The organism is Methylosinus sp. DMC45, assembly GCF_056313885.1.
Genome location: NZ_JBQUZK010000056.1, coordinates 1 through 24,146, shown reverse-complemented (window position 1 = coordinate 24,146; position 24,146 = coordinate 1). Strand labels below are relative to the sequence as shown.

21 protein-coding genes are annotated in these 24,146 nt (G+C 66.4%); 14 read left to right on the top strand and 7 right to left on the bottom strand.

Annotated elements, in window-relative coordinates; translation table 11 throughout:
* Positions 1 to 90 precede the first annotated feature (90 nt).
* The 5 genes from ACT53T_RS19230 to ACT53T_RS19210 all read left to right on the top strand — a co-directional run bounded on the left by ACT53T_RS19230 (position 91) and on the right by ACT53T_RS19210 (position 8,713).
* On the top strand, positions 91 to 1,284 hold the full coding sequence (locus tag ACT53T_RS19230) for a diguanylate cyclase domain-containing protein (RefSeq protein WP_400769720.1): 1,194 nt from the start codon (positions 91 to 93) through the stop codon (positions 1,282 to 1,284).
* Between the two features lie 178 nt (positions 1,285 to 1,462).
* The gene (locus ACT53T_RS19225) at positions 1,463 to 4,759 is read left to right on the top strand and encodes a transglutaminase family protein (protein ID WP_476162469.1); all 3,297 of its coding nucleotides are present in this window, start codon (positions 1,463 to 1,465) and stop codon (positions 4,757 to 4,759) included.
* A complete protein-coding gene (locus tag ACT53T_RS19220) occupies positions 4,749 to 7,268 on the top strand; it encodes a circularly permuted type 2 ATP-grasp protein (RefSeq protein ID WP_476162468.1) in 2,520 nt (839 codons plus the stop codon). The genes ACT53T_RS19225 and ACT53T_RS19220 overlap by 11 nt, the downstream gene beginning before the upstream one ends.
* Complete coding sequence (locus ACT53T_RS19215) at positions 7,265 to 8,152, top strand: transglutaminase family protein (protein WP_476162467.1); 888 nt, start codon at positions 7,265 to 7,267, stop codon at positions 8,150 to 8,152. The genes ACT53T_RS19220 and ACT53T_RS19215 overlap by 4 nt, the downstream gene beginning before the upstream one ends.
* Positions 8,153 to 8,182: 30 nt before the next feature.
* Positions 8,183 to 8,713, top strand: a complete 531-nt coding sequence (locus ACT53T_RS19210; protein ID WP_476162466.1) for a hypothetical protein — start codon at positions 8,183 to 8,185, stop codon at positions 8,711 to 8,713.
* 38 nt (positions 8,714 to 8,751) lie between these two features.
* Here ACT53T_RS19210 and ACT53T_RS19205 read toward each other — a convergent pair whose 3' ends face one another.
* Positions 8,752 to 9,276, bottom strand: a complete 525-nt coding sequence (locus tag ACT53T_RS19205; RefSeq protein WP_476162465.1) for a restriction endonuclease — start codon at positions 9,274 to 9,276, stop codon at positions 8,752 to 8,754.
* Positions 9,277 to 9,681: 405 nt separating this feature from the next.
* On the opposite strand from ACT53T_RS19205, the gene ACT53T_RS19200 reads away from it, so the two are divergent.
* Positions 9,682 to 10,671 carry a bifunctional riboflavin kinase/FAD synthetase gene (locus ACT53T_RS19200; protein WP_476162464.1) on the top strand — a complete coding sequence of 330 codons (990 nt, stop codon included), beginning with the start codon at positions 9,682 to 9,684 and terminating at the stop codon, positions 10,669 to 10,671.
* A 106-nt stretch (positions 10,672 to 10,777) separates the two neighbouring features.
* Here the strand turns inward: ACT53T_RS19200 and ACT53T_RS19195 are convergent, their stop codons facing one another.
* Both ACT53T_RS19195 and ACT53T_RS19190 read right to left on the bottom strand, forming a co-directional pair.
* Entirely contained in the window at positions 10,778 to 11,065 is a 288-nt protein-coding gene (locus ACT53T_RS19195; protein WP_476162463.1) for a hypothetical protein, read from the bottom strand.
* Positions 11,062 to 12,291, bottom strand: coding sequence for a multidrug effflux MFS transporter (locus ACT53T_RS19190; RefSeq protein ID WP_476162462.1), 1,230 nt, complete (start codon positions 12,289 to 12,291; stop codon positions 11,062 to 11,064). Before ACT53T_RS19190 ends, ACT53T_RS19195 begins: the two co-directional genes overlap by 4 nt.
* 204 nt (positions 12,292 to 12,495) lie before the next feature.
* Here ACT53T_RS19190 and ACT53T_RS19185 point away from each other — a divergent pair, with 204 nt between their 5' ends.
* The 3 genes from ACT53T_RS19185 (at position 12,496) to ACT53T_RS19175 (ending at position 14,484) form a co-directional block, all read left to right on the top strand.
* Complete coding sequence (locus tag ACT53T_RS19185) at positions 12,496 to 12,840, top strand: DUF952 domain-containing protein (RefSeq protein WP_476162820.1); 345 nt, start codon at positions 12,496 to 12,498, stop codon at positions 12,838 to 12,840.
* Positions 12,837 to 13,898 carry a quinone-dependent dihydroorotate dehydrogenase gene (locus tag ACT53T_RS19180; protein WP_476162461.1) on the top strand — a complete coding sequence of 354 codons (1,062 nt, stop codon included), beginning with the start codon at positions 12,837 to 12,839 and terminating at the stop codon, positions 13,896 to 13,898. The genes ACT53T_RS19185 and ACT53T_RS19180 overlap by 4 nt, the downstream gene beginning before the upstream one ends.
* A 157-nt stretch (positions 13,899 to 14,055) precedes the next feature.
* A complete protein-coding gene (locus ACT53T_RS19175) occupies positions 14,056 to 14,484 on the top strand; it encodes a DUF1810 domain-containing protein (protein WP_476162460.1) in 429 nt (142 codons plus the stop codon).
* Here ACT53T_RS19175 and ACT53T_RS19170 read toward each other — a convergent pair.
* Together ACT53T_RS19170 and ACT53T_RS19165 are read right to left on the bottom strand one after the other, a co-directional pair.
* Positions 14,478 to 15,506 carry an AMP-dependent synthetase gene (locus ACT53T_RS19170; protein WP_476162459.1) on the bottom strand — a complete coding sequence of 343 codons (1,029 nt, stop codon included), beginning with the start codon at positions 15,504 to 15,506 and terminating at the stop codon, positions 14,478 to 14,480. The two genes, ACT53T_RS19175 and ACT53T_RS19170, sit on opposite strands and share 7 nt — an antisense overlap.
* Positions 15,503 to 17,323 (bottom strand): extracellular solute-binding protein, encoded by a 1,821-nt coding sequence (locus ACT53T_RS19165; RefSeq protein ID WP_476162458.1) that lies wholly within the window; start codon positions 17,321 to 17,323, stop codon positions 15,503 to 15,505. Before ACT53T_RS19165 ends, ACT53T_RS19170 begins: the two co-directional genes overlap by 4 nt.
* Before the next feature lie 310 nt (positions 17,324 to 17,633).
* On the opposite strand from ACT53T_RS19165, the gene ACT53T_RS19160 reads away from it, so the two are divergent.
* Positions 17,634 to 18,362, top strand: coding sequence for an invasion associated locus B family protein (locus ACT53T_RS19160; protein ID WP_476162457.1), 729 nt, complete (start codon positions 17,634 to 17,636; stop codon positions 18,360 to 18,362).
* A 240-nt stretch (positions 18,363 to 18,602) separates the two neighbouring features.
* Here the strand turns inward: ACT53T_RS19160 and hspQ are convergent, their stop codons facing one another.
* Both hspQ and ACT53T_RS19150 read right to left on the bottom strand, forming a co-directional pair.
* Complete coding sequence (gene hspQ / locus ACT53T_RS19155; RefSeq protein WP_024881014.1) at positions 18,603 to 18,935, bottom strand: heat shock protein HspQ; 333 nt, start codon at positions 18,933 to 18,935, stop codon at positions 18,603 to 18,605.
* 108 nt (positions 18,936 to 19,043) lie between these two features.
* The gene (locus ACT53T_RS19150) at positions 19,044 to 20,087 is read right to left on the bottom strand and encodes an HpcH/HpaI aldolase/citrate lyase family protein (protein WP_476162456.1); all 1,044 of its coding nucleotides are present in this window, start codon (positions 20,085 to 20,087) and stop codon (positions 19,044 to 19,046) included.
* A gap of 488 nt (positions 20,088 to 20,575) precedes the next feature.
* Between ACT53T_RS19150 and rpsL the strand changes: the two genes are divergently transcribed.
* The 4 genes from rpsL to ACT53T_RS19130 form a co-directional block, all read left to right on the top strand.
* Entirely contained in the window at positions 20,576 to 20,947 is a 372-nt protein-coding gene (gene rpsL / locus ACT53T_RS19145) for a 30S ribosomal protein S12 (protein ID WP_003610013.1), read from the top strand.
* Between the two features lie 12 nt (positions 20,948 to 20,959).
* Positions 20,960 to 21,430, top strand: a complete 471-nt coding sequence (gene rpsG / locus ACT53T_RS19140) for a 30S ribosomal protein S7 (RefSeq protein WP_018266642.1) — start codon at positions 20,960 to 20,962, stop codon at positions 21,428 to 21,430.
* A gap of 35 nt (positions 21,431 to 21,465) precedes the next feature.
* On the top strand, positions 21,466 to 23,541 hold the full coding sequence (gene fusA / locus ACT53T_RS19135) for an elongation factor G (protein ID WP_400769699.1): 2,076 nt from the start codon (positions 21,466 to 21,468) through the stop codon (positions 23,539 to 23,541).
* Between the two features lie 42 nt (positions 23,542 to 23,583).
* The coding region (locus ACT53T_RS19130) for a GTP-binding protein (protein ID WP_476162455.1) at positions 23,584 to 24,146 on the top strand (563 nt) is incomplete at its 3' end.

Genomic DNA, 24,146 nt, shown 5'->3' with positions numbered 1-24,146 from the left:
TCTCATGGGAAATCAAGACGCCGCCCGCCCCGTGCGGCCGAGCTGGAAATGCGAGCCGCCAGACATAGATGAGACCGCGTTGGGGTGAGCATGTGGCGTCGGCTAGGACATACGTCTCGAAAATCGGCGCCGCTGCCGGACGCCGCTTACGTCGAGCTGGTCGACATGGTGGCGCGGCCGGTCATGCCGGTGGCCTTCATGGGCATAGCGCTCGCCTGCGTCGGCCTGCTGCTCGCCTCGCGCAAGCAGGATGCATTGCTCCTCGCTCTTACGCTCGCCGGCATCGCCGTCGACATTGCGAGCGTTTTCCTGGTTCTCGCCTATCAGAGGCGCGCAGCGCAGGCGACGATTCTCGCCGATGAGGCGAGGGGGTGGGAGCGCCGCTACGCCATCGGCCTCTTCTCTTTCGCGGCTCTGCTCGGCGCGATCAATGCGCGCGCGCTCATGATGGCGCATCCCCCGGAATCGTCGCTGGTGCCGATGCTGACCTCGGGCCTCGCCTTCGTCTTCGCCGGCGGCGTCGTGTCCAATGTCGCCTTCCGTCCCCGTCTTTGCGCGGTCGGCCTCGCCCTGTCGGCGACGCCGACGGTCATCGGCCTCGTCGTTCGCGCGACGGAGGCGACCGACATCCACATTCTCTTGGGCTTCGTCCTGCAGGCGCTGCTTCTTTCCGCCTTCGCCGTCGTCGGTCTCCTTTGGGCGGCCGAGACGCATGCAACGACGCGCCGGCAGATCATCTCCAAGCTCGATTTCGCCAAAATGGCGCGGCGTGACGATTTGACCGGCCTCGCCAATCGCGTCGAGCTGCGCGAGCGTTTCGACGAGGCTTCGACGCGCCTCGGGCCGAATGAATATCTGGCGATTCATTGCCTGGACCTCGACCGCTTCAAGGCCGTCAACGACGCCTATGGCCATCTGACCGGCGATCTCCTGCTCTGCGCCGTCACTGCGCGCCTGCTGACCATGGTGCGGCGGGAGGATACGGCGGCGCGGCTCGGCGGCGACGAGTTCGTCATCGTCCAGATCGGCGTCCGCCACCCGGACGAGGCGCTGCTGCTGGCGCGCCGCATCGTCCGTGTCCTCGGCGCGCCCTATGAGATCGAGGGCCGCAGCATTCAGATCGGCGTGAGCATCGGCGTCGCGCTCGCGCCCCGCGACGGGCTGACGCTCGAGCAGCTCGTCACGCGCGCAGATGCGGCGCTCTATCGGATGAAGCGCGGCGGAAGGGGAGGGGTCGTCTTCGCCGAGGAGCCGCCGCCGCCCTCGGCCGCCAATGATTCGTGAGCGCGGAAAAGGGCGCCGAAAGCTGCGGCGCCCGCCGCCCCGGCGGGATGCGTCATGCGGCAATTTCCGGCAAAGCGCCGCGCTTTACGGCGCGTGCGATTGACACGCCGCCGAGCGCGTAAGCTAATCGCCCGTCGCCGCTTTCCCGGCGTCGTCCTGAGGAGGCGAAGCAGCTCCCGTGTCGATCAAGGTCGCGCTCCACCATCTCACCCATTACAAATATGACCGGCCGGTCGCTCTCGGGCCGCAGGTGATCCGGCTGCGGCCGGCGCCGCATTGCCGCACCCGCGTGCCGAGCTATTCGCTCAAGATCGCGCCCGCCAATCATTTCATCAACTGGCAGCAGGACCCGCACGGCAATTGGCTGGCGCGCCTCGTCTTTCCAGAGAAGGCGGAGGAATTCCGCGTCGAGGTCGATCTCCATGCCGAGATCGCCGTCTACAATCCCTTCGACTTCTTCGTCGAGCCCTATGCCGAGACCTTCCCCTTCGCCTATCCAGAGGAGCTGCGCGCCGAGCTCGCCTCCTGCCTCGAGGTGGAGCCGCTCGGGCCTCTGGCCGAGGCCTTTGTCGAGAGCGTGCGGCCGCGCGAAGACATCCGGCTGATCCCTTTTCTCGTCGATCTCAACGCGCGCCTGCAGCGCGACATTCGCTATGTCATCCGCATGGAGCCCGGCGTGCAGACGCCGGAGGAGACGCTCGCCGCCGGCACCGGCTCCTGCCGCGATTCGGCCTGGCTGCTCGTGCAGGTTCTGCGCAGCCTCGGCCTCGCGGCGCGTTTCGTCTCCGGCTATCTCATCCAGCTGAAGGCGGACGTCGATCCGATCGAGGGACCGACCGGAACCGACAAAGACTTCACCGATCTGCACGCCTGGGCCGAGCTCTATGTCCCCGGCGCCGGCTGGATCGGCATGGACGCCACCTCCGGCCTCTTCTGCGGCGAGGGGCATCTGCCCTTGTGCAGCGCGCCGCATTATCGCTCCGCCGCGCCGCTCTCCGGCGTCGTCGAGCCGGCGGAGGTCGATTTCGGCTTCGAGATGTGGGTGCAGCGCATTCGCGAGGCGCCGCGCATCACCGCGCCTTTCTCCGACGAATCCTGGAGTCGGCTGGACGCTCTCGGCGAGGCGGTCGATGCGGATTTGCAGGCGCAGGACGTGCGTCTCACCATGGGCGGCGAGCCGACCTTCGTCTCCATCGACGATTTCCAGGCGCCGGAATGGACCACCGCCGCCGTCGGCCCCACCAAGCGCGCCCGCGCCGACGATCTCGTGCGGCGCCTGCAGGAGCGTTTCGCCCGAGGCGGCTTCCTGCATTACGGGCAAGGCAAATGGTATCCGGGCGAGAGCCTGCCGCGCTGGGCCTTCGCCATTTATTGGCGCAAGGACGGCAAGCCGGTGTGGCGCGATCCCGAGCTGGTGACGCGCATCGGCTCGACCAAAATCCCCACCGCGCAGCAGAGCGAGGAGTTCGTCAACGATCTCTCCGAGCGTCTGGGGCTGGGGCGGCGCTATGTGATCCCGGCCTATGAGGACCCTTCGCATTGGCTGCTGAAGGAGGGCTCTCTGCCCGTCAATGTCGATCCGCTCGATTCGAAGATCGACGACGCCGAGGAGCGTGTCCGCATGTTGCGGGCCTTCGAGCGCGGCCTCGCCAATCCGGTCGGCTATGTGCTGCCCGTGCAGCGCTGGAACGCCCGCGCCGAGCGGCGCTGGGTGTCGGAGCGCTGGCCTTTGCGGCGCGGCCGGCTGTTCCTCGCGCCGGGCGATTCGCCGATCGGCCTGCGCCTGCCGATCAGCTCGCTGCCCTGGATTCCGCCGAGCGCCTATCCCTATAGCTGGCAGCAGGACCCGACCGAAAAGCGCGGCCCGCTGCCGGACCCCGCGCATCTGCTGCAAATCTACGAGAGCCGCGCGCTCGACGATCGTCAGGAGGTCAGCGAGCAGTTCCAGGTCGAAGGCGCGGTGCGCACGGCCCTCGCCATAGAGCCGCGCGACGGCGTGCTCTGCGTCTTCATGCCGCCGGTCTCGACGCTTGAGGATTATCTCGAGCTGCTGACCGCGGTCGAGGCGACCGCCAAGGAGATGGACCTCCCCGTCCATATCGAGGGCTATCCGCCGCCGGTCGATCCGCGCCTCGAGGTCATAAAGGTGACGCCAGATCCCGGCGTCATAGAGGTCAACATCCATCCGGGCGACACATGGCGCGACGCCGTGGCCACCACCACCGGCCTTTATGAGGATGCGCGGCAGGCGCGGCTCACCGCCGACAAATTCCTGATCGATGGCCGCCAGACCGGCTCGGGCGGCGGCAATCATGTCGTGCTCGGCGGCCGCACGCCTTTCGACTCGCCCTTCCTGCGCCGGCCGGACCTGTTGAAGAGCCTCGTGCTCTATTGGCAGCGCCATCCGTCGCTCTCCTATCTCTTCTCGGGCCTCTTCATCGGCCCCACGAGCCAGGCGCCGCGGCTCGACGAGGCGCGTCACGATTCGCTCTATGAGATGGAGATCGCGCTCTCGAATGTGCCGGAGGGGAGCGACGCCAATTTCCCGCCCTGGATCGTCGATCGCCTGTTCCGAAATCTGCTCGTCGATGTCACCGGCAACACGCATCGCGCGGAAATCTGCATCGACAAGCTCTTTTCGCCGGACAGTCCGACCGGCCGCCTCGGCCTCGTCGAGTTCCGCAGCTTCGAGATGCCGCCGGACGCGCGCATGAGCCTCGCGCAGCAATTGCTGCTGCGCGCGCTCGTCGCCTGGTTCTGGCGCGAGCCGCAGAGGGGCGGGCTCGTGCGCTGGGGGACGGCGCTGCACGACCGCTTCATGCTGCCGCATTTCATCTGGCGCGATTTCCTGGACGTTCTCGGCGATCTGCGAGGAGGGGGCTACGCTTTCGAGCCGGAATGGTTCGAGGCGCAGAAGGAGTTCCGCTGCCCGCTCGCCGGCCGCGTCGAGCACGGCGGGGTGGAGCTGGAAATACGTCAGGCGCTGGAGCCCTGGCATGTGCTGGGCGAGGAAGGCGTCGCCGGCGGCACGGCGCGCTTCGTCGATTCCTCGGTGGAGCGCGTGGAGGTGAAAGCCAAGGGCTTCGTGCCCGGCCGGCACGTCATCGCCTGCAACGGCCGCCGCGTCCCCATGACCAGCGCCGGCGCCTCGGGGGAGGCGGTGGCGGGCGTCCGCTTCAAGGCGTGGCAGCCGGCCTCCGGCATGCATCCGACCGTTCCCGTCCACTCGCCGCTGACCTTCGACGTCATAGATAGCTGGAGCGAGCGCTCACTCGGTGGCTGCGTCTATCACACGGCGCATCCGGGCGGTCGCAACTACGACGCGTTTCCGGTAAACTCGCATGAGGCGGAGGCTCGCAGGCTGGCGCGGTTCCAGGATCACGGCCATACGCCCGGCCGGGTGAGGCCGCCGCGCGAGGAGCCGGCGGGAGAGTTCCCGCTGACTTTGGACCTGCGGAGGAGTTGTGCCGGCTGAGCGGACGATCGATACGAGCACGGGAGAGGCGGCGCGTCGCGTCGCCGCCTGGATCGCCCGCTATGCGCCGCCGGAGGGCGTGCCGGACGAGCTGGTCGGCCCGGACGGACGCGTGCGCCCGCATTGGGCGAGCCTGCTCGACACGCTGGGCGGCCTCAGCCGCGAGGATATAGACGATCGCTTCGCCGCCGCCGGGCGGCGCATCCGGGACATGGGCGTCTCCTATCGCGTGCTCGGCGAGACCAAGGAGCGCACCTGGCCGCTGAGCCGATTGCCGCTGCTGCTGCCGCAGGCCGAATGGCGGGAGATCGCCGCGGGCGTCGCCCAGCGCGCCGAGCTGCTCGACATGGTGCTGCGCGACGCCTATGGCGAGCAGCGCCTCGTCAAGGAGGGCGCGCTGCCGGCGGCGGTCATCGCCGGCTCGCCGGATTACATCCGCCCGATGAGCGGCGCGACGCCGCCCGGCGGACGCTGGCTGCGCTTCTACGCCGCGGAGATCGGCCGCGGCCCGGACGGGCGCTGGTGGGTGCTGGGCGATCGCGCCCAGGCGCCCTCGGGCGCCGGCTATTCGCTGGAGAATCGGCTGGTGATGGCGCGCACCTTTCCGCGCCTCTACCGCGATATGAAGGTGGAGCGGCTCGCGCCTTTCTTCCGCGATTTCCGCGGCGCCCTCGCCAAGGCCGCGCAGCAGAAGGACCCGCGCATCTGCCTGCTGACGCCGGGTCCGTTCAGCGAATCCTATTCCGAGCAGGTGAGCCTCGCGCGCTATCTCGGCTTTCTTCTGGTCGAGGGCGCCGATCTCGTCACCAGCGAGCGCAAGCTGCATGTGCGCACCATCGCCGGGCTGAAGCGCGTCGACGTCGTGTGGCGCCGCGTCGACGCCGATTGGTGCGATCCGCTGGAGCTGAACGCCGCCTCGCATCTCGGCGTGCCGGGCCTGCTCGACACGATCCGCGAGGGCAATGTCACCATCGCCAACATGCCGGGCGCGGGCCTCATCGAATCGCGCGCTCTGCTCTCCTTTTTGCCGGCCATCGCCCGCCGGCTGCTCGGCGAGGATCTGCGCCTCGCCAATATTGCGACATGGTGGTGCGGCCAGGACGAGGCCCGCGACGCCGTTCTCGCTTCGCTGGAGGACCGCGCTGTCGCGCCCGCCTTCGGCGAGCATCTCGCCGGCTTTCCCGGCCGCCGCGTGGCGCTGGGCGCCGAGTTCGACGCCGCCGGGCGCGCGCGTCTCACCGAGGCGATGCGCGCCCGCGGCATGGATTATGTCGGTCAGGAGGTCGTGCAGCTTTCGACGACGCCGGTCTGGCAGGACGGCGCGCTGGTTCCGCGCCCCTTCGCGCTGCGCGTCTTCGCCGCCGCCACGGCGGATGGCTGGCGCGTGATGCCGGGCGGCTTCTGCCGCGTGTCGGATCGTCTCGATGTGCGCGCCATCTCCATGGGCGCCGGCGCGCAATCGGCCGATGTCTGGGTGCTGGGCGACCGGCCGACCGACAATTCCACCCTGCTGCCGATGAGCGACGATGTGGAGATCGTCCGCATGGTCGGCGATCTGCCGAGCCGCGCCGCCGACAATCTCTTCTGGATGGGCCGCTATTTCGAGCGCGCCGAGGCGACGCTGCGGTTGGTGCGCTCGCTGTGCAATCGCCTCACCGAGGCGGACGCCCCCAATTACAGCGGCCGCCAGCCGATCGAGCGGCTGGAGCGCGTGCTGCTCGCCTGGGGCGCCGCGCCGACACGCGATCCGCGCCTCTCTGCGGCCGAGCTCGCTCTCGCCGCCGCCGGCGGAACCGAGACGGCCGGCTCCGCCCTCTCCATCGCCCGCGCCGCCAAGCACGCCGCCTCCATCGTGCGCGAGCGCCTGTCGCAGGATATTTGGCATCTCGTCCGCCTGCTGGAGGCGCGGCTCGACGATTTCTCGCAAGGCCCCGCCTCGGAGCCGGAAGTGCTCGAGGGCGTCGAGCAATCGCTGCATGTGCTGGCGGCGCTCTCCGGCCTCATCGACGAGAATTTCAACCGCGTCGCCGGCTGGTGCTTCCTCGATCTCGGCAAGCGGGTCGAGCGGGCGATCAACGCCTGCCGCTTCTCCCGCCAATTCGCCGACGAGGGCGCGACCATCGACAGTCTCGACACTCTGCTCGAGCTAATCGATTCGCAGATCACCTATCGCTCCCGCTATCTCGCCGGCGCCGCTCTCGCGCCCGTGCTCGATATGGCGGTGCTCGATCCTTATAATCCGCGCTCGGTCGGCTTTCAGGTGGCCAAGATCGAGGAGCATCTCTCCTCTCTGCCGACCCTGCGTCACGACGGCCTCTTGGAGGCGCCGCGCCGTCTCGCGGTGAAATTGCGCGCCGAGATCGAGGTGGCCAACGCCGCCGAGCTGGACGCCGCCAAAATCTTCGCCCTGGAGCAGCGCCTGATGAGCCTTGCGGATGCGCTCGCCTCCCGCTACTTCCTGCAGGGCTCCAACGCGGCGCATTTCGAAGAGCCGATCCGGTTAGCGTGATCTACGACATCACCCATGTGACGACCTACAGCTACGAGGCGCCCGTCGCCGCGGCGCGCTGCGCTTTGCGCCTATTGCCGCGCGACGACGCCGGCCAGCGCGTCGTCTTCGGCCGCATCGACATCACGCCCAGCCCGCACGACTGGCGCGAGCGCGTCGACTTCTACGGCAATCGCGTGGCCGAGGCGCAGCTCGACGCCCCCCATGTGAAGCTCGGCATCGCAATGAGCGCGCGCGTGCGCGTCGAGCGCGCCGCGCCGCCCGAGGAGGCGTCGACGCCGCCTTGGGAGACCGTGCGCGCAGAGGCGTTGGAGACGCCCTCGCTCGGCCCCGACGCGCCGGCGCATTTCATCTTTCCGAGCCGGCTCGCCCCCCTCTATGCGCCCGCGACGGCGTATGCGCGCGAGAGCTTTCCGCCCGGCCGGCCGATGCTGGGCGGCGCGGCGGAGCTGATGCGGCGCATCCATCGTGATTTTCTCTACGATCCCAACGCCACCCATGTCGCAATGCCGTTGGCGCAGGCCTTCGACAAGCGCAGCGGCGTTTGCCAGGATTTCACCCACATCATGATCGCGGCGCTACGCGGCCTCGGCCTGCCGGCGGCCTATGTCAGCGGCTATATCCGCACCATTCCGGCGCCCGGCGCCGCCAAGCTCGAGGGCGCGGACGCCTCCCACGCCTGGATTTCCGTCTGGTGCGGGCGCGAGTTCGGCTGGCTCGGCGTCGATCCGACCAACGCCATTCTGGCTATGAACGACCATGTCGTCATCGCGCGAGGCCGCGATTACGCCGATGTCTCGCCGATCGACGGCGTGATCTTCGCCGCCGGCAAGCAGAAGCTGGATGTGCGCGTAAGCGTCACGCCGATAGAAGAGGCCGCCTGACGTTGTTATTTCTTTTTATTGGTGATCCTTATGGTTGAGAGTGCCATTCCACCGTTCAAATGGGCTCCCGGTTTCGCTGAAACCCTCGCCGAGATTGCCAACAACTGGGCTCATATTGAATTCGCAATGAACCAATCGATTTGGATATTGAGTGGTGAAGCTGGCGCGTGCATCACTTCGCAAATCTTCACATTGCAGGGGCGCCTGGCGGCCGTAAAAAGCCTTCTCGAGTTGGTGGAGGCGCCGAAGCCTCTACTGAAACAAGTCAACAAATTTTCAGAGAACGTGAGAGGGGCGACTGAAAAGCGAAACCGCGCGCTTCATGATATGTGGCTTGTTGATATTCGTGACGAAAATATTATGGCACGTATGGAAATTACGGCGCCAGGACATTTAAGTTTCGAGCCAAAGCCTCATGATTTGTTGAAACTTCAAAGTGACCTTGCAGTCATCGCTGCGACGAGGAAAGAAGCATTTTCTATTCGTAATGCAATTCAACAGCTTCCGACGTTACCGGCACGATCAAAATCAATACGCGATCCGATGGGGAGCACTTATTAGGATTCGTAAAGTCACGCCTCGCGTCACGCTATGCGAGATCAATTGCAACTTTGTCTGAGCAGCCGGTCGATCTTCGTCAGCTCGCAATGATGCAGTAGCAGCACCTCATTGGAGGCGGCGAGCTGCACGGCGCTCGCCGTATAGCCCTTCGTGGCGACGACGATTCCGCGCTCGGCCTCCTCATGGGCGATGGCGGCGACGATCTCCTGCACGGCCCTGTTGCCGACCGGCTTCGAATATTTCTTGCACTGGACGACGATCCTGCGGCCGCGCTTCTCCGCGACGATATCGACGCCTTGATCGCCGCTCAGCCGCGTGACCCGCGCGCTCCAGCGCGCCTCGCGCAGCAGGGCGGCGCAGAAATGCTCGTAATCCTCTGGGCTCATCGCCTCGCTATATTGCGGAAAGGCGATCTCCTCATAGGCGAGCACGGCGAGATGCAGCACGCCGACAAAAGCGAGCGCCATCGCCCCGACGCCGGCGACATGCGGCCAGAGCCAGCCCGCGGCGGCGGCGCAGACGATGATGAAGGCGAGGCATCGTCTCTTTCTGCTGCGCGTCATCGCTGTCGAGATCGCCTTTCGCCCGGCCGAGAGGGGCGGCGCCGCCATGCAAGGGGAGAAAGGTTAATTTGCCGCGAAGAGACAGTCCTCTCTGTTTAGAAGGCGCGTCCCTCCCTCTCCCCGCAAGGCGGGGAGAGGGCCGGGGTGAGGGGCTCGGGGCATGAGACAGAAACGGAAAACGCCCCGAGCCCCTCATCCTCACCTTCTCCCCGCGAGCGGGGAGAAGGAAGGCGGCGAATGCCGCGCGAACCAAGCAGCCGCCGTCACGAAGGACGTGGAAAGCGTCACGCACGGTCTAAGGGAAGGGTGCGCGTTTCCAGACGCTGCGCGTCCTGCGACCCTCTCGCTCTGGACATGGCGCGCCATCCGAACCAAAGTGAGCCGGCTCCTGCACCGCACAAAGCCTTGGACGCCGCCTTGCCTTCCGCGCATCCCTTCATCGTCGCCCGCGATCCGCTCGCCCCGCCGCCGGGGCTCGAGGGGGCCGTCGTCGCCATCGGCAATTTCGACGGGCTGCATCGCGGCCATCGCGGCGTCATCGCCCATGCGCAGGCTCTGGCGCAAAAGCTCGGCAAGCCTTGCGCTCTGCTCACTTTCGAGCCGCATCCGGCCGATTGCTTCGCCGGAAAATCGATCATATTCCGCCTCACCCCGCCCGACGCCAAGGCTGCGCTGCTCGCCCGCCTCGGCCTCGAAGGCATGGTGATCCTCACCTTCGACAAGGACTTCGCCGCGCGCCCGCCGCGCGAGTTCACGGAGGAGATTCTCCACAAGAGGCTCGGCGTCTCGGCGGCGGTGGCGGGCTATGATTTCTGCTTCGGGGCCAAGCGCGCCGGCAATCCCGAATTTCTGCGCGCCGAAGGCGGGCGGCTGGGCTTCGCCGTGGAGATCGTGCCGCGAATCACGCAGGACGAGGCCGGCAGCCTCGAGGCGGTCTCCTCCACCGCGACGCGCGAGGCGCTCGCGGCCGGCGATGTCGCGCTGGCGACCAAGCTGCTCGGCCATCCCTATTTCGTCGAGGGCGTTGTGACCCGCGGCCGCCAGCTCGGCCGCACGCTCGGCTTTCCGACCGCCAATATTGCACTCGACCCGTCCAGCAAGCTGCGCCACGGCATTTACGCGGTGACGCTGGAAGTGGACGGCGCGCTGCGCGAAGGCGTCGCCAATTTCGGCCGCCGGCCGACGGTGGAGGCGGAGGGCGCGCCGCTGCTCGAGGTCTTCGTCTTCGATTTCGACGGCGATCTCTATGGCAAGACGGTGGAGGTCGCCTTCATCGGCTTCATCCGCGGCGAGGCGAAATTCCCCTCGCTCGACGCGCTCACCGGGCAAATGCGCGAGGACGCGGCGAAGGCGCGGGAGATTCTGGCCGCGAGACATACAGCCCCCTCATCCTGAGGCGCTTTTTGCGCAGCAAAAAGCCTCGAAGGACGCTCCAGAAGGCCGGGCGCCCGACCCTTCGAGACGCCGGCTTCGCCGGCTCCTCAGGGTGAGGGGCTGGTCCTTATCGCCCCAGCAGAGCGGCGAGAATCGCCTCGAATTCTTGCCGGAGCGGGCCGGTCGCCGGCGGCTTGCCGGCGCGGGCGTACCAATAGCCGGCGTTGCCGAGATCGCCTTCCGCCCGATGCAGAAAGGCGTGCACCCACATGGCGTCCGCCGCGCCGGAGCTGTCGACGCATTTATGCGCCCCGTCCCAATCGCCCTTGGCGTTCTTCCACAGCGCGAGCAGCGGCGGCGAGAGGGCGGGGGGCGTCTCTGCGGCGAGGGAGGCGTGGAATTGGGCGGGGGTCATGGGGCCGACGCAGGCTGGCGATGGCGCTCCTGCGAGAGCGCGGAAGGCGTCTTCGGAAAGGCGGCGAAGGCCAAGATGCATGCGGCGACTCCGCAAACGGCGATAGCGGCGATCATCGGCAGAGCCGCGCCATTGGCTGTCGCGCCGACGATGAAGGAGGCGAATGTTCCGGCGCCGAATTGCAGCGCTCCCAGCAGCGCCGAGGCCGTGCCGGAGATCGCGCCATAGGATTCCAGCGCCATGACGCTGCAGACGGGCATGACGACAGCCCTGGCGGCGATGATGACGAAGAGCGAGGCGGCGAGCATGCCGAGACTCGCGCCGCCGGCCATATCGACCGCCGCCAGCGAAACGGCCGTCGCGGCATAGACCGCGACGGAAGCGCGCACGATCGTTTGCGGCCGAAAGCGGCCCATCAGGTGCGGCACGGTCTGAGCGGCCGCGATCAGGCCGATGGAGTTGACGGCGAAGACGGCGCTATAGGCGGCGGGCGTCAGTCCATGCAGCGAAATGAAGACGAAGGAGGAGCCGGCGAGATAGGCGAAAAATCCAGCCTGCGCGAACGCCGCCACCGCGACATAAGGGAGAAAGCGGCGGCTGGCGAGAAGATGCGCGTAGTTTCGCGCGGCGTCGAGCGGGCGGCTGGCGGCGCGAAGCTCTTCCATGCGGGTCTCCGGCAAGGCGATCCACACGAGGACGAGACCGGCGACGCCGAACAGCGCGAGCGCGCCGAACAGAGCCTGCCATGGCGCGACGGCGATGATTGCCGAGCCCAACAGAGGCGCGAGAATCGGCGCGACGCCGAGGACGAGCATCATCATCGCGATGAGCTTGGCGGCCGTCTGCCCCGTGTACAGGTCGCGCACGATGGCGAGGCCCATCACCATGCCGGCCGAGCCGCCGAGCCCATGGATGAAGCGCCAAGCGGCGAGCTGCTCGGCCGTCCCGGCGGCGATGCTGCCGATGGAGCCGACGATGAACAGCAGGAGCCCGGCGTAGATGACCGGCTTGCGGCCGACGGAGTCGGAGATCGGGCCGTAGAAGAGCTGGCCGATCATGAGGCCGGCGAAGAAGGACATGAGGCTGAATTGCACCTGTCCTTCGCCGACATTCAGATTCGCCGCGATCTGCGGCATGGCCGGCAGATACATATCGATCGACAGCGGCCCCAGAGCGCCGAGGGCTCCGAGAATAGGCGCTATGCGCCTGGAAGACGTGTCTTGCATGAGTGGAGTATCACCTGTTCGCCCGGCGCTCGTTAAGCGTTCGCGCCGAGCTCGAAGGCTCGAGGAGTGGATCGAGCCGAAGGTTGAAGATGACAGACTGTTCATATTTTGATCGATCTAAGATATATCTTTAAGTCGGCGGTGGTCAAGCCTTTCATTCGAGCCCCCTACCACGGCGCCCCGAACGCCTGCTATCTCTCCGCCATGACCCTCATCTACAAGCTTCTCCCCGCTTCCCTCTGGCGTGAGGCCGAGGCGGCGGGCGTTTTCGCTGGCGCCGGGATCGATCTTGCCGACGGCTATATTCATTTCTCGACGCGCGCGCAGGTCGAGGAGACGGCGGCGCGTTATTTCAATGGCGTCGCCGATCTTCTGCTCGTCGCCGTGGAAGCCGAGCCTCTCGGCGATGCGCTGAAGTGGGAGCCCTCGCGCGGCGGCGATCTCTTCCCCCATCTCTACGGAACGCTGCCGGTCGCGCGCGTCGCGAAGGTCGCGACTTTGCCGATGCGCGCGGATGGCGGCCATGATTTCGCGGGGCTCATCGAATGATCGAGGTTTTTTTCGGCGATCTCGCCACCGCGCTGTTCCGCCGCCTGCCGCCGGAGACGGCGCATCAGGCGACGATCGCCGCTCTGCAGCTGATGCCGGCGCCGAAGCCGCCGCGCGACGATCCGCGTCTCGCGGTCAGCGTCCTCGGCCTCGATTTTCCCAATCCGATCGGCCTCGCCGCCGGCTTCGACAAAAACGCCGAGGTTCCCGACGCAATGCTGGCCATGGGCTTCGGCTTCGCCGAGGTCGGCACGCTGACGCCCAAGCCGCAGGCCGGCAACGCCCGTCCGCGGGTGTTTCGGCTGGCCGAGGATCGCGGAATCGTCAATCGCTACGGCTTCAACAATGTCGGCCATACGCTCGCCTATGAGCGGCTTCTGGCGCGTCGCTCGCGCGGCGGAATCGTCGGCGTCAACATCGGCGCCAATAAGGACGCCGCCGACCGCATCGCCGATTATGAGCGCGGCATTGCGGCCTTCTCCGAGCTGGCGAGCTATTTCACCGTCAATGTCTCCTCGCCCAACACGCCGGGCCTGCGCGACCTTCAAGAGAAGAACGCGCTCTCGGAGCTGTTGGCGCGCGTGCTCTCGGCGCGCGAGCGGGCGAGGCGCCGGCGGCCCGTGTTGTTGAAGATCGCGCCGGATCTTTCGCTCGAGCAGCTCGACGATGTGGTGAGCGTCGCACGCTCCCGCGAGATCGACGGGATGATCGTCTCCAACACCACTCTGGCGCGGCCGGAGACTTTGGCCTCGCCTTTCGCGAAAGAGGCGGGAGGGCTCTCGGGCGCGCCGCTCTTCGATCTCTCGACGAAAATGCTCGCCGAGACGTTTCTGCGCGTCGAGGGACAGTTTCCGCTCATCGGCGTCGGCGGCGTCGATTCGGCCGCTGCGGCGCTCGCCAAGATCGAGGCCGGGGCGAGTCTGGTGCAGCTCTATAGCGCGCTGGTCTATGAGGGGCCGGGGCTGGTGGGGCGCATCAAGAGCGGGATTTTGGAGACGCTGGAGGGGGAGGGCGTGACGCTGGCGGCGCTCGTCGGGCGGCGCGCGCGCGCGAAATAATGGGAGCGCCCCCTCCCTCACCCTCCCCCGCTAATCGCGGGAGAGGGGAACGGCGGGCGTTGCGCGAAATTTCGATGAAGGTGCGAATCTGCTCCCTCTCCCGCGATAGCGGGGGAGGGCTGGGGAGGGGGCCTTCCCACGCTGACGGAGGTGAAGCATGTCGGACGACGATCCCTTCGATCTACGCCGTTTCGTCGAGGCGCAGGCTCCCGTCATCGAGGCGGCGATGGCGGAGCTGGGCGCCGGGCGCAAGCGAACGCATTGGATGTGGTTCGTCTTTCCGCAGCTCGAAGGGCTGGGCTCCAGCCCTATGGCGATGCGCTATGCGATAAGCTCGGCGGCGGAGGCGCGCGCGTTTCTCGCGCATGAGATTTTGGGCGAGAGGCTGCGCGCCTGCACGCGTCTGGTTCTCGCCGCAAAGCATCCGCTCGCCGAGATTTTCGGCGCTCTGGACGATCTCAAATTCAAATCCTCCATGACGCTCTTCGCCGAAGTCGCGCCGCAGGAGACGCTGTTCGCGGAAGCGATCACGCGCTGCTGCGGCGGCGCGCGGGACGCGGCGACATTGCGCCGCCTAGCTCAATAGGCGGCGCGGCCTGCCACGGGGCGGGGCGGGGCGCGGAGGGCGCCGTCCGCGCCGATCTCGATGATCGGGCAGGAATAGGGGTGCGAGGGCTCGAAGGCGGGCTCGTCTTCGCCGGCGCGATGGACGGCGACGCAGGCGAGCAGCGCGCCGCTCGTCAGCAGGCCGGCGGCGTCGAGATCGGCCATTGCCGCGCGCGGAGCGACGAGGCGCAAAGGGCCGAGCGCATCGAGCGTCGCGAGGAAAGCGGCGCTATCGAAGGGCGCGAGGAAATGCAGCGCGGCGCCGGAGAGCAGCGCGGCGAGCGGCCCGGCGACGAGGCCGCCGATCGTGCCCGGCGAGACCAGCGACAGCAGCGGCGCCGAGCCATTGACATGCGCTTTGGCGATGAGGCCGAGGCCGCTGGAGACGAGCCCCGCCTGCTCGAGGAAATGCGGCGCGCCATATTGGTCCAGCGCGCCGATCAGCACTTTTTTGCCCGGCGCGGAGCGCGTCGAGGCGGGAGAATCATTCTCGCTGCGCGAGCGCGGACCGAAATCGACGGCGCCGTCTATGGTTCCGTCGAGCGAGCCGATGAGCCTTATCGAAGGCGCTTGCGCGGCGACGCCGAAGACCAGCTCCTCGAGGCTCTCGCCGCCGATCGAGGCCGGCGCGATGAGCGCCGCGGCCGCGACGGCGCGCGCGCCGGCCGCCAGCGCGCCGACCGAGAGGCCGAGCGGCGCCGCCACCGGCTCGAGGCCGGCGGAGATGATTCCGATGAGCGCGATCAGCGTCGCGCTGCTCGGCGCGGCGAAGAGAATGATGCGCTCGCCGGGCAGAAAATCGAAGCTGCGCAGATCGGCGCGAAAGGCGGCGACGCGGCGGTCGAGCTCGGCGTGGTCGATCGCCGCGCCGGTCGAGGCGTCGGCCGCGGCGAGGCGCATGGGGCGTAGCCGCGCCGCGCCGGCGATCAGCGCGTCGAGGCCGAACATGGTCAGCGGATGCGCGCGCGAGAGCGCGCGGCCGGAGTTGTCGGCGAGCGTCACGGCTCCGTCCTCCACCATGTCTCGAGCGTGGCGCCAAACAAGGGAGAGTAGCGGGGCAATTTCGACGGCCTCGCGATTTTCGTCGAGTGAGCGATCCATTGCGTCGAGGAGTGATAGAGCGGCACGATGTAGAAACCGGAGAGAAGCGCGCGGTCGTAGGCGCGCACGGCGGCGACGAAATCCTCGCGCCCGCGCGCGGACAGCAGCGCTGCGATGAGCGCGTCTATCGCCGGAGAGGAGGCTCCCGCGAGATTATAGGAGCCTTCTTGCGCGGCGCTTGCGGAGCCCCAGCGCATCCGCTGCTCATTGCCGGGCGAGGCGGAGGCGGTCCAGGTCCCGAACATCACGTCGAATTCGAACTTCTGGCGACGGCGTTGATACTGCACCTCGTCCACGAGGCGCACGCTCGCCGTCACGCCGATGCGCTGCAGCGAGGAGGCGAAGAACAGCGCCAGACGCTCCTGATCGCGATTGGCGACCATGATCTCGAAGGAGAGCGGATCGCCATTCTTCGTCAGCCGATTGTCGACGAGCCTGTAGCCGGCCTCGCCGAGCAGCTCGAGCGCGCGGCGGGCGGGCTCGCGGTCGCGGCCGCTGCCGTCATGCACGGGCGGGCGCCAGCGCCCTTCCAGAATGTCCTCGCGCACGGCGCCGGGGAAGGGGGCGAGCAGCGCCCGTTCCGCCTCGCTGGCTGGCCGGCCGGTGGAGGCGAGCTCCGATTCGTCGAAGAAGCTCTTGGTGCGCGTGTAGAGGCCGGAATAGAGATTGGCGTTGATCCATTCGAAATCGAACATGAGGCCCAGCGCCTCGCGCAGCCGCGCGTCCTGGAACATCGGCCGCCGCGTGTTGAAGACGAAGCCTTCCATGCCCTTGGGGCCGGGGCTCGGCAGAGTCTCCACGGCGACGCGCCCGTCGCGCACGGCGGGGAAGTCATAGCCGCTGGCCCAGCGCGTGGTGTTCGTCTCCTCGCGATAATCGACGACGCCGGCCTTGAAAGCCTCGAACAGAGAATTGGCGTCGCGGAAATAATTTACGTCGATCTGATCGAAATTATAGAGCCCGCGCTGCATGGGCAGCTCCTTGCCCCAATAGGCGGGGTCGCGCTTCAGCACGAGCCGCGCGCCGGGCTCCACTTCCTCGACCACATAGGGGCCGGAGCCGATCGGCGGCTTCAGCGTGGCGTCGGTGAAATGCTCGACGTCGGTCGCGTGCTTCGGCAGCACGGGCAGAAAGCCGAGGATCAGCGGCAGCTCGCGATCATTGGCGCCGGTGAGGTCGAAGCTGATCGTCTGCGCGTCCGGCGTCTCGACGCGCTTCACCAGCCCATAGGCGCTGCGCTGCTGCGGACGGCCCTTGGCCTTCAGCAGATCGAAGGAGAAGCGCACATCCGCCGAGGTGAGCGGCGCGCCATCGGAGAAGCGGGCGCGCGGATCGAGACGAAAGGTCACATGCTCGCGCGAATCATCCACCTCGATCGAGCGCGCCAGCACGCCATAGACGGTGAAGGGCTCGTCGAGCGAGCGCGCCATCAGCCGCTGAATGACATTGCCCTCGAGCCCTTGCGCGGTCGAGCCGGCCTTGAGGTTGAAGGGATTGAGGCTGTCGAAGGCGCCCTGCAGGCCGATTCGCAGCCGTCCGCCCTGTTTCGCCTGCGGATCGGCATAGGGCAGATGGTCGAAATCGGCCGGGAGAGCCGGCTCGCCATGCATTGCGAGGCCGTGGCTCTCGGCGGCGACGGCGCTCGCGCCTTGCGCCCCTGCGAAGAACAAGGGGAAAAGCGTGGCGAGAATTGCGGCGCGAATCGCTCGAATCGTCATGGGCAGACCATATTCCAGGGCGGGTGGACCGGGACAAGACGTCTTGGACGGACTCGGGGTATTCACATATGTTCTTGGAAATACGAGGGCTGCGCAGGCTTGGGCGTCTCGCCGCCCGGCGCGGGGCGGTCTCGCTCGAGGCTCGCGCAGGCCGCTGGAATTCGGCGCGTCGATTTTGTATGAGGCTAGCCGTCTACCTTTCGCCCCGTCCCAGGGCGAAGACCGAGGACGGGGAGGTAAGAGGCTCTTTCCTCGCGCGAATGACGCCCCGTGCGCCCACTCGATCGTGCACTACTCGAAAGGACGACTTATGCCAATTCAATTTCCGCGGATCGTCGCTGCGGTTCTGACGGGGGCTCTCCTCGTTTCGGCGGGCGTGGCGCAGGCTCAGCAGAAGCCGGCTCCCAGGCCTGCGGCGCCGGCTCCCGCCCCCGCCGCTCCGGCTCAGCCGGCCGCCCCCGCGGCGCAGCAGCAGGCTCCGCAAGGGCCGATCAAGGCCGATCTCGTCCCGGTGCAGCCGGAGTGGACCAAGGTCTGCGGCGCGGATCAGCAGACGAAGAAGGAAATCTGCTACACGACGCGCGATTTCGGCGCTCAGGCCGATCAGCCGCTGCTGGCGCTCGCCGTCTATGACCCCAAGGGCGAGGACACCAAGATCATCCGCCTGCTGCTGCCGCCGGGCCTGCTGCTGAAGCCGGGCTTCCGTTTCGCCGTCGGCGCCGGCGCGCTGGACGCCGGCGAGTTCGAGATCTGCTTCCCCAACGGCTGCTTCGCTCAGGCGAAGGTCAAGGCGGCGCTCATCGACCAGATGAAGAAGGCCGACAAGATGACCATTGTGGTCAAGAACCAGGTCAACAATGAAGTGACCTTCCTTCTGCCGCTGACGGGCTTCGGAAAGTCCTTCGACGGCCCGCCCGTCGACCCCAAGGTCCTCGAGGAGCAGCAGAAGAAGCTTCAGGACGAGCTGCAGAAGAAGGCCGAGGAAGAGCGCAAGAAGCTCGAGAGCCAGCAGAAGCCGGCCGCGCCCGCCGGGAAGTAACTTCGCAGGCGCCGGCGTTTCGATCTCCCGGTTGGGGGCGAGCGCCGGGCCTCGTCCCCTCGGCCGTCATTGCGAGCGGCGCAGCGACAAAGCAAATCCAGGGGCCGCCCCGCGGCTCTGGATTGCTTCGCTTCGCTCGCAATGACGGAGTGGGTTCGCATTCGAGATGACGCCGTCATGCCTGGCCGGGCGCGGGCCCGACCGGGAATTCAGAGCATCGACGCCTCTCTTGCGGCTGTCTCAGTGCCGCTTGGCCGACTTCACGCGATAATAGCCGTCGGAGGAGCGCTCGAAGGTCTCCTCGACCTGCGGATGGCGCACCGGATCGCCGGAATTGTCGGGCAGGAGATTCTGCTCCGAGACATAGGCGACATATTCCGTCTCGGAATTTTCGGCGAACAAATGGTAGAAGGGCTGGTCCTTGCGCGGCCGGACTTCCTCGGGAATGGACAGCCACCATTCTTCCGTATTGGCGAATTCGGGATCGACATCGTAGATCACGCCGCGAAACGGATAGCGACGGTGCTTGACGACCTGCCCGATCGTGAATTTGGCGCTACATTCTCTCGTCATATCGATCGACGCCATTGTTACGCTGCATACTGGAGGAAACGGTAGCGCAGCGCCGCCATTGGCGTCAACGCTGTAAAGCGCGGGCGGCGAACCGCCCGCGCGTAGGGCTCAGAAGCCGTAGATCGCCGCATAATCGGGGTCATTGGCGGCGACCTGACGGGCGAGATCGACGACGACCTTGCACTGCTTCCAGGTGGCGTCGTCCTGCATGCGGCCGTCGATCATCACCGCGCCGGTGCCGTCCGGCATCGCCTCCAGCACGCGGCGGGCGAAGGCCACTTCCGCCGGATCGGGCGAGAAGACGCGCTTGGCGATGGCGATCTGCGTCGGATGCAGCGACCAGGCGCCCGCGCAGCCGAGCAGGAAGGCGTTGCGGAACTGCGATTCGCAGGCCGGCGAATCGGAGAAATCGCCGAAGGGCCCGTAAAACGCCTTGATTCCCGCCGAGGCGCAGGCGTCCACCATCTTGGCGATGGTGTAATGCCACAAATCCTGCTGATAGGAGGGGCGCAGGCCCTGGCCCGGATCGGCGTCCGCCAGCACGCGATAATCGGGATGGCCGCCGCCGACGCGCGTCGTCTTCATCGCCCGCGAGGCGGCGAGATCGGCCGGGCCGAGGCTGATGCCATGCATGCGCGGGCTCGCCGCGGCGATGGCGTCCACATTCTTCACGCCTTCGGCCGTCTCCAGAATGGCGTGAATGAGAATGGGCTTGGTCACGCCATTGCGGGCCTCTAACTGGGCGAGCAGCTGGTCGAGATAATGAATGTCCCAGGGCCCCTCGACCTTGGGCAGCATCACCACGTCGAGCTTATTGCCGACCGCGGCGACGATCTCGATCAGATCGTCGAGAATCCAGGGCGAGTTCAGCGAATTGATGCGCGTCCACAGGCCGGTGGAGCCGAAATCCGTGGATTTGGCCATCTCGATGAAGCCTTTGCGCGCCGCCTCCTTGGCGTCCGCAGGAATGGCGTCCTCGAGATTGCCGAGCACCACATCCACTTGGCGGGCGAGCTCCGGCACCTTGGCGCGCAGCTTCTCCAAATGCGGCGGCACGAAATGGATCATCCGCTCGACCTTGACCGGAAGCTCGCGCAAGGGCGCCGGCGCGCCAATGGCGAGCGGGCGGTAGAATTGATTGGGGAGTTTCATCGTGCGGCTCTTTCTCGTAAGGGAGTGGCCGCAGCGATAGCCGGTCTTTTCCGCGGAGGGAATAGGGCGCGCCTGCGCTCGCGTTCTCTCTAAGGCGCGGCTTTCGCCTCGATTTCCGCGAACCACTAATTTTCTTCTACATGACACAATCTGCGCTTGACGCGGAGGTAACGCGCCATTAGGTTCCGCCCACTTTCGACAGGCAGTAAGTTCACGTCGTTGCAAGCGCCGCGCTCGCAACCCTTCGAACTTAAACGCTGTCGGCCTCACCTGAGACTGCCAAGCAGTTGGTAATCATGGGGCGCGCGAGCGTCCTCCAGGAAGGCACGACCCCGGAAACGGGGTCCTCTGCATGAGGAGCGCCTTGGGCCGGAGGGCCGAGGGCGCTCAGCTCGCTTGCGTTCTAGCGAACGTGGGCGGTGTATCGATTATTCGCCAATTCGCCGGGCGCGCAAATCGTGCGTCTGATCTGGAGCGAAGGAACTGGAATGCCGACGATCAGCCAGTTGATCCGCAAGCCGCGGCAACCGAAGACCTACCGCGAGAAGTCCCGCCATCTCGGGGCCTGCCCCCAGAAGCGCGGCGTCTGCACGCGCGTCTATACGACGACGCCGAAGAAGCCGAACTCGGCTCTCCGCAAGGTCGCCAAGGTGCGTCTGACCAATGGCTTCGAGGTCATCGGCTACATCCCCGGCGAGGGCCATAACCTCCAGGAGCACTCGGTGGTCATGATCCGCGGCGGCCGCGTGAAGGACCTTCCCGGCGTGCGCTATCACATTCTGCGCGGCGTGCTCGACACGCAGGGCGTCAAGGACCGTAAGCAGCGCCGTTCGAAATACGGCGCGAAGCGTCCGAAGTAAGGAGCGAGAGACATGTCGCGTCGCCATCGCGCCGAGAAGCGGGAAATCATCGAGGACGCCAAGTTCGGCGATTCCGTCGTCACCAAGTTCATGAACTCGATCATGTACGACGGCAAGAAGTCGGTCGCCGAGGCGATCGTCTACGGAGCCTTCGACATCATCGAGGCCAAGGCCAAGAGCGATCCTCTGCAGGTGTTCAAATCGGCGCTCGAGAATGTCGCGCCGGCCATCGAGGTTCGCTCGCGGCGCGTCGGCGGCGCCACCTATCAGGTGCCGGTCGAGGTTCGCAATGAGCGCCGTCAAGCGCTGGCGATCCGTTGGATCATCACGGCGGCGCGCGCCCGCAACGACAAGACGATGGTCGATCGTCTTTCGGCGGAGCTGCTCGACGCCTCCAACAACCGCGGCAATGCGGTGAAGAAGCGCGAGGACACGCACCGCATGGCGGAAGCGAACCGCGCCTTCTCGCACTATCGCTGGTAACCCTTTTCGTCGCCCTCTGATCGAGGACATCTCAAATGCCCCGTAGCCATCCCATCGAAGACTATCGCAACTTCGGCATCATGGCCCACATCGACGCGGGCAAGACGACGACGACCGAGCGTATTCTGTACTACTCCGGCAAGAGCCATAAGATCGGCGAGGTGCATGAAGGCGCCGCGACGATGGATTGGATGGAGCAGGAGCAGGAGCGCGGCATCACGATCACGTCCGCCGCGACGACGACCTTCTGGAACGGCAAGCGCCTGAACATCATCGACACGCCCGGCCACGTCGACTTCACCATCGAGGTGGAGCGTTCGCTGCGCGTGCTCGACGGCGCCGTCTGCGTTCTCGACGGCAATCAGGGCGTCGAGCCGCAGACCGAGACCGTGTGGCGTCAGGCCGACAAATATGCGGTTCCGCGCGTCGTCTTCGTCAATAAGATGGACAAGATCGGCGCCGATTTCTATCGCTGCGTCGACGATATCGTCACCAAGGTCGGCGGCAAGCCGGTCTGCCTGCAGCTGCCGATCGGCTCCGAGAATCTGTTCAAGGGCGTCATCGACCTCGTCCGCATGAAGGCGGTGGTCTGGGACGACGAGGGCCTCGGCGCGAAATATCACGACGAAGAGATTCCGGCCGATCTGCTGGACAAGGCGAAAGAGTATCGCACCACGCTGATCGAGGCGGCGGTCGAGCTCGACGACGACGCCATGGCCGCCTATCTCGACGGCCAGGAGCCGAGCGAGGAGACGCTGAAGCGCCTCGTCCGCAAAGCCGTGCGTTATACCGCCTTCCATCCGGTGTTCTGCGGCTCGGCGTTCAAGAACAAGGGCGTGCAGCCGCTGCTCGACGCGGTCGTCGACTATCTGCCGTCGCCGGTCGATCGCGAGGCGATCAAGGGCGTGGACATGAACACCGGCGACGAGCTGGTGCGCAATCCGTCCGACAGCGAGCCTTTCTCCATGCTCGCCTTCAAGATCATGGACGATCCCTTCGTCGGCACCATCACCTTCTGCCGCGTCTATTCCGGCAAGATCGAGTCGGGCACCACCGTGCTCAACTCGACCAAGGACAAGAAAGAGCGCGTCGGCCGCATGCTGCTGATGCACGCCAATAACCGCGAGGACATCAAGGAGGCCTATGCTGGCGACATCGTCGCTCTCGCCGGCCTCAAGGAGACCCGCACCGGCGACACGCTCTGCGACACTCTGAAGCCCGCGATTCTGGAGCGCATGGAGTTCCCGGAGCCGGTCATCGAGATCGCCATCGAGCCGAAGTCCAAGGCCGATCAGGAGAAGCTCGGCATTGCGCTCCAGAAGCTCGCCGCCGAGGACCCGTCCTTCCGCGTCTCGACCGATCAGGAGAGCGGCCAGACCATTCTGAAGGGAATGGGCGAGCTGCATCTCGACATCAAGGTCGATATTCTGAAGCGCACCTATAAGGTCGACGCCAATATCGGCGCGCCGCAGGTCGCCTATCGCGAGCGCCTGACGAAGCGCGTCGAGATCGACTACACGCATAAGAAGCAGACCGGCGGCACCGGCCAGTTCGCCCGCGTCATCATTATTTTCGAGCCGAACGAGCCCGGCGCCGGCAATGTCTTCGAGTCGAAGATCGTCGGCGGCTCGGTGCCGAAGGAATATATCCCCGGCGTCGAGAAGGGCATCAACAGCGTGATGGGGTCCGGCATTCTCGCGGGCTTCCCCGTCGTCGATGTCAAGGCGACTCTGATCGACGGCGGCTTCCACGACGTCGACTCGTCGGTGCTCGCCTTCGAGATCGCTTCGCGCGCAGCCTTCCGCGACGCGCTGCAGAAGGGCGGCTCGGTGCTGCTCGAGCCGATCATGAAGGTCGAGGTGGTGACGCCCGAGGAATATACGGGCTCGGTCATCGGCGACATCAACTCGCGGCGCGGGCAGATCCAAGGTCAGGACATGCGCGGCAATGCGGTCGTCGTCGATGCGATGGTGCCGCTCGCCAACATGTTCGGCTATGTCAATCAGCTGCGTTCCTTCACCCAGGGACGCGCGAACTACACGATGCAATTCGACCACTACGACCAGGTCCCCGAGGCGGAATCGAAGAAGGTTCAGGCGAAATACGCCTGATCGTCTCGACGTCGCGGAATCAGTCTCTAAAGGAGTGTGGCCATGGCCAAGGAAAAATTCTCACGCACGAAGCCGCATTGCAACATCGGCACGATCGGTCACGTGGACCATGGCAAGACGTCGCTGACGGCGGCGATCACCAAGGTTCTGGCCGAGACGGGCGGCGCGACCTTCACGGCCTATGACCAGATCGACAAGGCCCCGGAAGAGCGCGCGCGCGGCATCACCATCTCGACGGCGCATGTCGAGTATGAGACCGCCAATCGCCATTACGCCCATGTCGACTGCCCCGGCCACGCCGATTATGTGAAGAACATGATCACCGGCGCCGCGCAGATGGACGGCGCCATCCTCGTCGTCTCCGCCGCCGACGGCCCGATGCCGCAGACCCGCGAGCACATCCTGCTCGCTCGTCAGGTCGGCGTGCCGGCGCTGGTCGTGTTCCTGAACAAGGTCGACATGGTCGACGATCCCGAGCTGCTCGAGCTCGTCGAGCTCGAGGTTCGCGAGCTTCTGTCGAAATACGAATTCCCCGGCGACGATATTCCGATCACCAAGGGCTCGGCCCTGGCGGCGCTCGAGAATAAGACGCCCGAGATCGGCCA

Excerpts from the sequence above, each read along its gene's own strand:
- ACT53T_RS19160 (WP_476162457.1), top strand. The coding sequence starts at position 17,634 with ATGCCAATTCAATTTCCGCGGATCGTCGCTGCGGTTCTGACGGGGGCT.
- rpsL (WP_003610013.1), top strand. The coding sequence starts at position 20,576 with ATGCCGACGATCAGCCAGTTGATCCGCAAGCCGCGGCAACCGAAGACC.
- ACT53T_RS19175 (WP_476162460.1), top strand. The coding sequence starts at position 14,056 with ATGTCGGACGACGATCCCTTCGATCTACGCCGTTTCGTCGAGGCGCAG.
- ACT53T_RS19205 (WP_476162465.1), bottom strand. The coding sequence starts at position 9,276 with ATGACGCGCAGCAGAAAGAGACGATGCCTCGCCTTCATCATCGTCTGC.
- hspQ (WP_024881014.1), bottom strand. The coding sequence starts at position 18,935 with ATGACGAGAGAATGTAGCGCCAAATTCACGATCGGGCAGGTCGTCAAG.
- ACT53T_RS19180 (WP_476162461.1), top strand. The coding sequence starts at position 12,837 with ATGATCGAGGTTTTTTTCGGCGATCTCGCCACCGCGCTGTTCCGCCGC.
- ACT53T_RS19210 (WP_476162466.1), top strand. The coding sequence starts at position 8,183 with ATGGTTGAGAGTGCCATTCCACCGTTCAAATGGGCTCCCGGTTTCGCT.
- ACT53T_RS19195 (WP_476162463.1), bottom strand. The coding sequence starts at position 11,065 with ATGACCCCCGCCCAATTCCACGCCTCCCTCGCCGCAGAGACGCCCCCC.
- ACT53T_RS19185 (WP_476162820.1), top strand. The coding sequence starts at position 12,496 with ATGACCCTCATCTACAAGCTTCTCCCCGCTTCCCTCTGGCGTGAGGCC.
- rpsG (WP_018266642.1), top strand. The coding sequence starts at position 20,960 with ATGTCGCGTCGCCATCGCGCCGAGAAGCGGGAAATCATCGAGGACGCC.
- ACT53T_RS19230 (WP_400769720.1), top strand. The coding sequence starts at position 91 with ATGTGGCGTCGGCTAGGACATACGTCTCGAAAATCGGCGCCGCTGCCG.
- ACT53T_RS19190 (WP_476162462.1), bottom strand. The coding sequence starts at position 12,291 with ATGCAAGACACGTCTTCCAGGCGCATAGCGCCTATTCTCGGAGCCCTC.
- fusA (WP_400769699.1), top strand. The coding sequence starts at position 21,466 with ATGCCCCGTAGCCATCCCATCGAAGACTATCGCAACTTCGGCATCATG.
- ACT53T_RS19150 (WP_476162456.1), bottom strand. The coding sequence starts at position 20,087 with ATGAAACTCCCCAATCAATTCTACCGCCCGCTCGCCATTGGCGCGCCG.
- ACT53T_RS19165 (WP_476162458.1), bottom strand. The coding sequence starts at position 17,323 with ATGACGATTCGAGCGATTCGCGCCGCAATTCTCGCCACGCTTTTCCCC.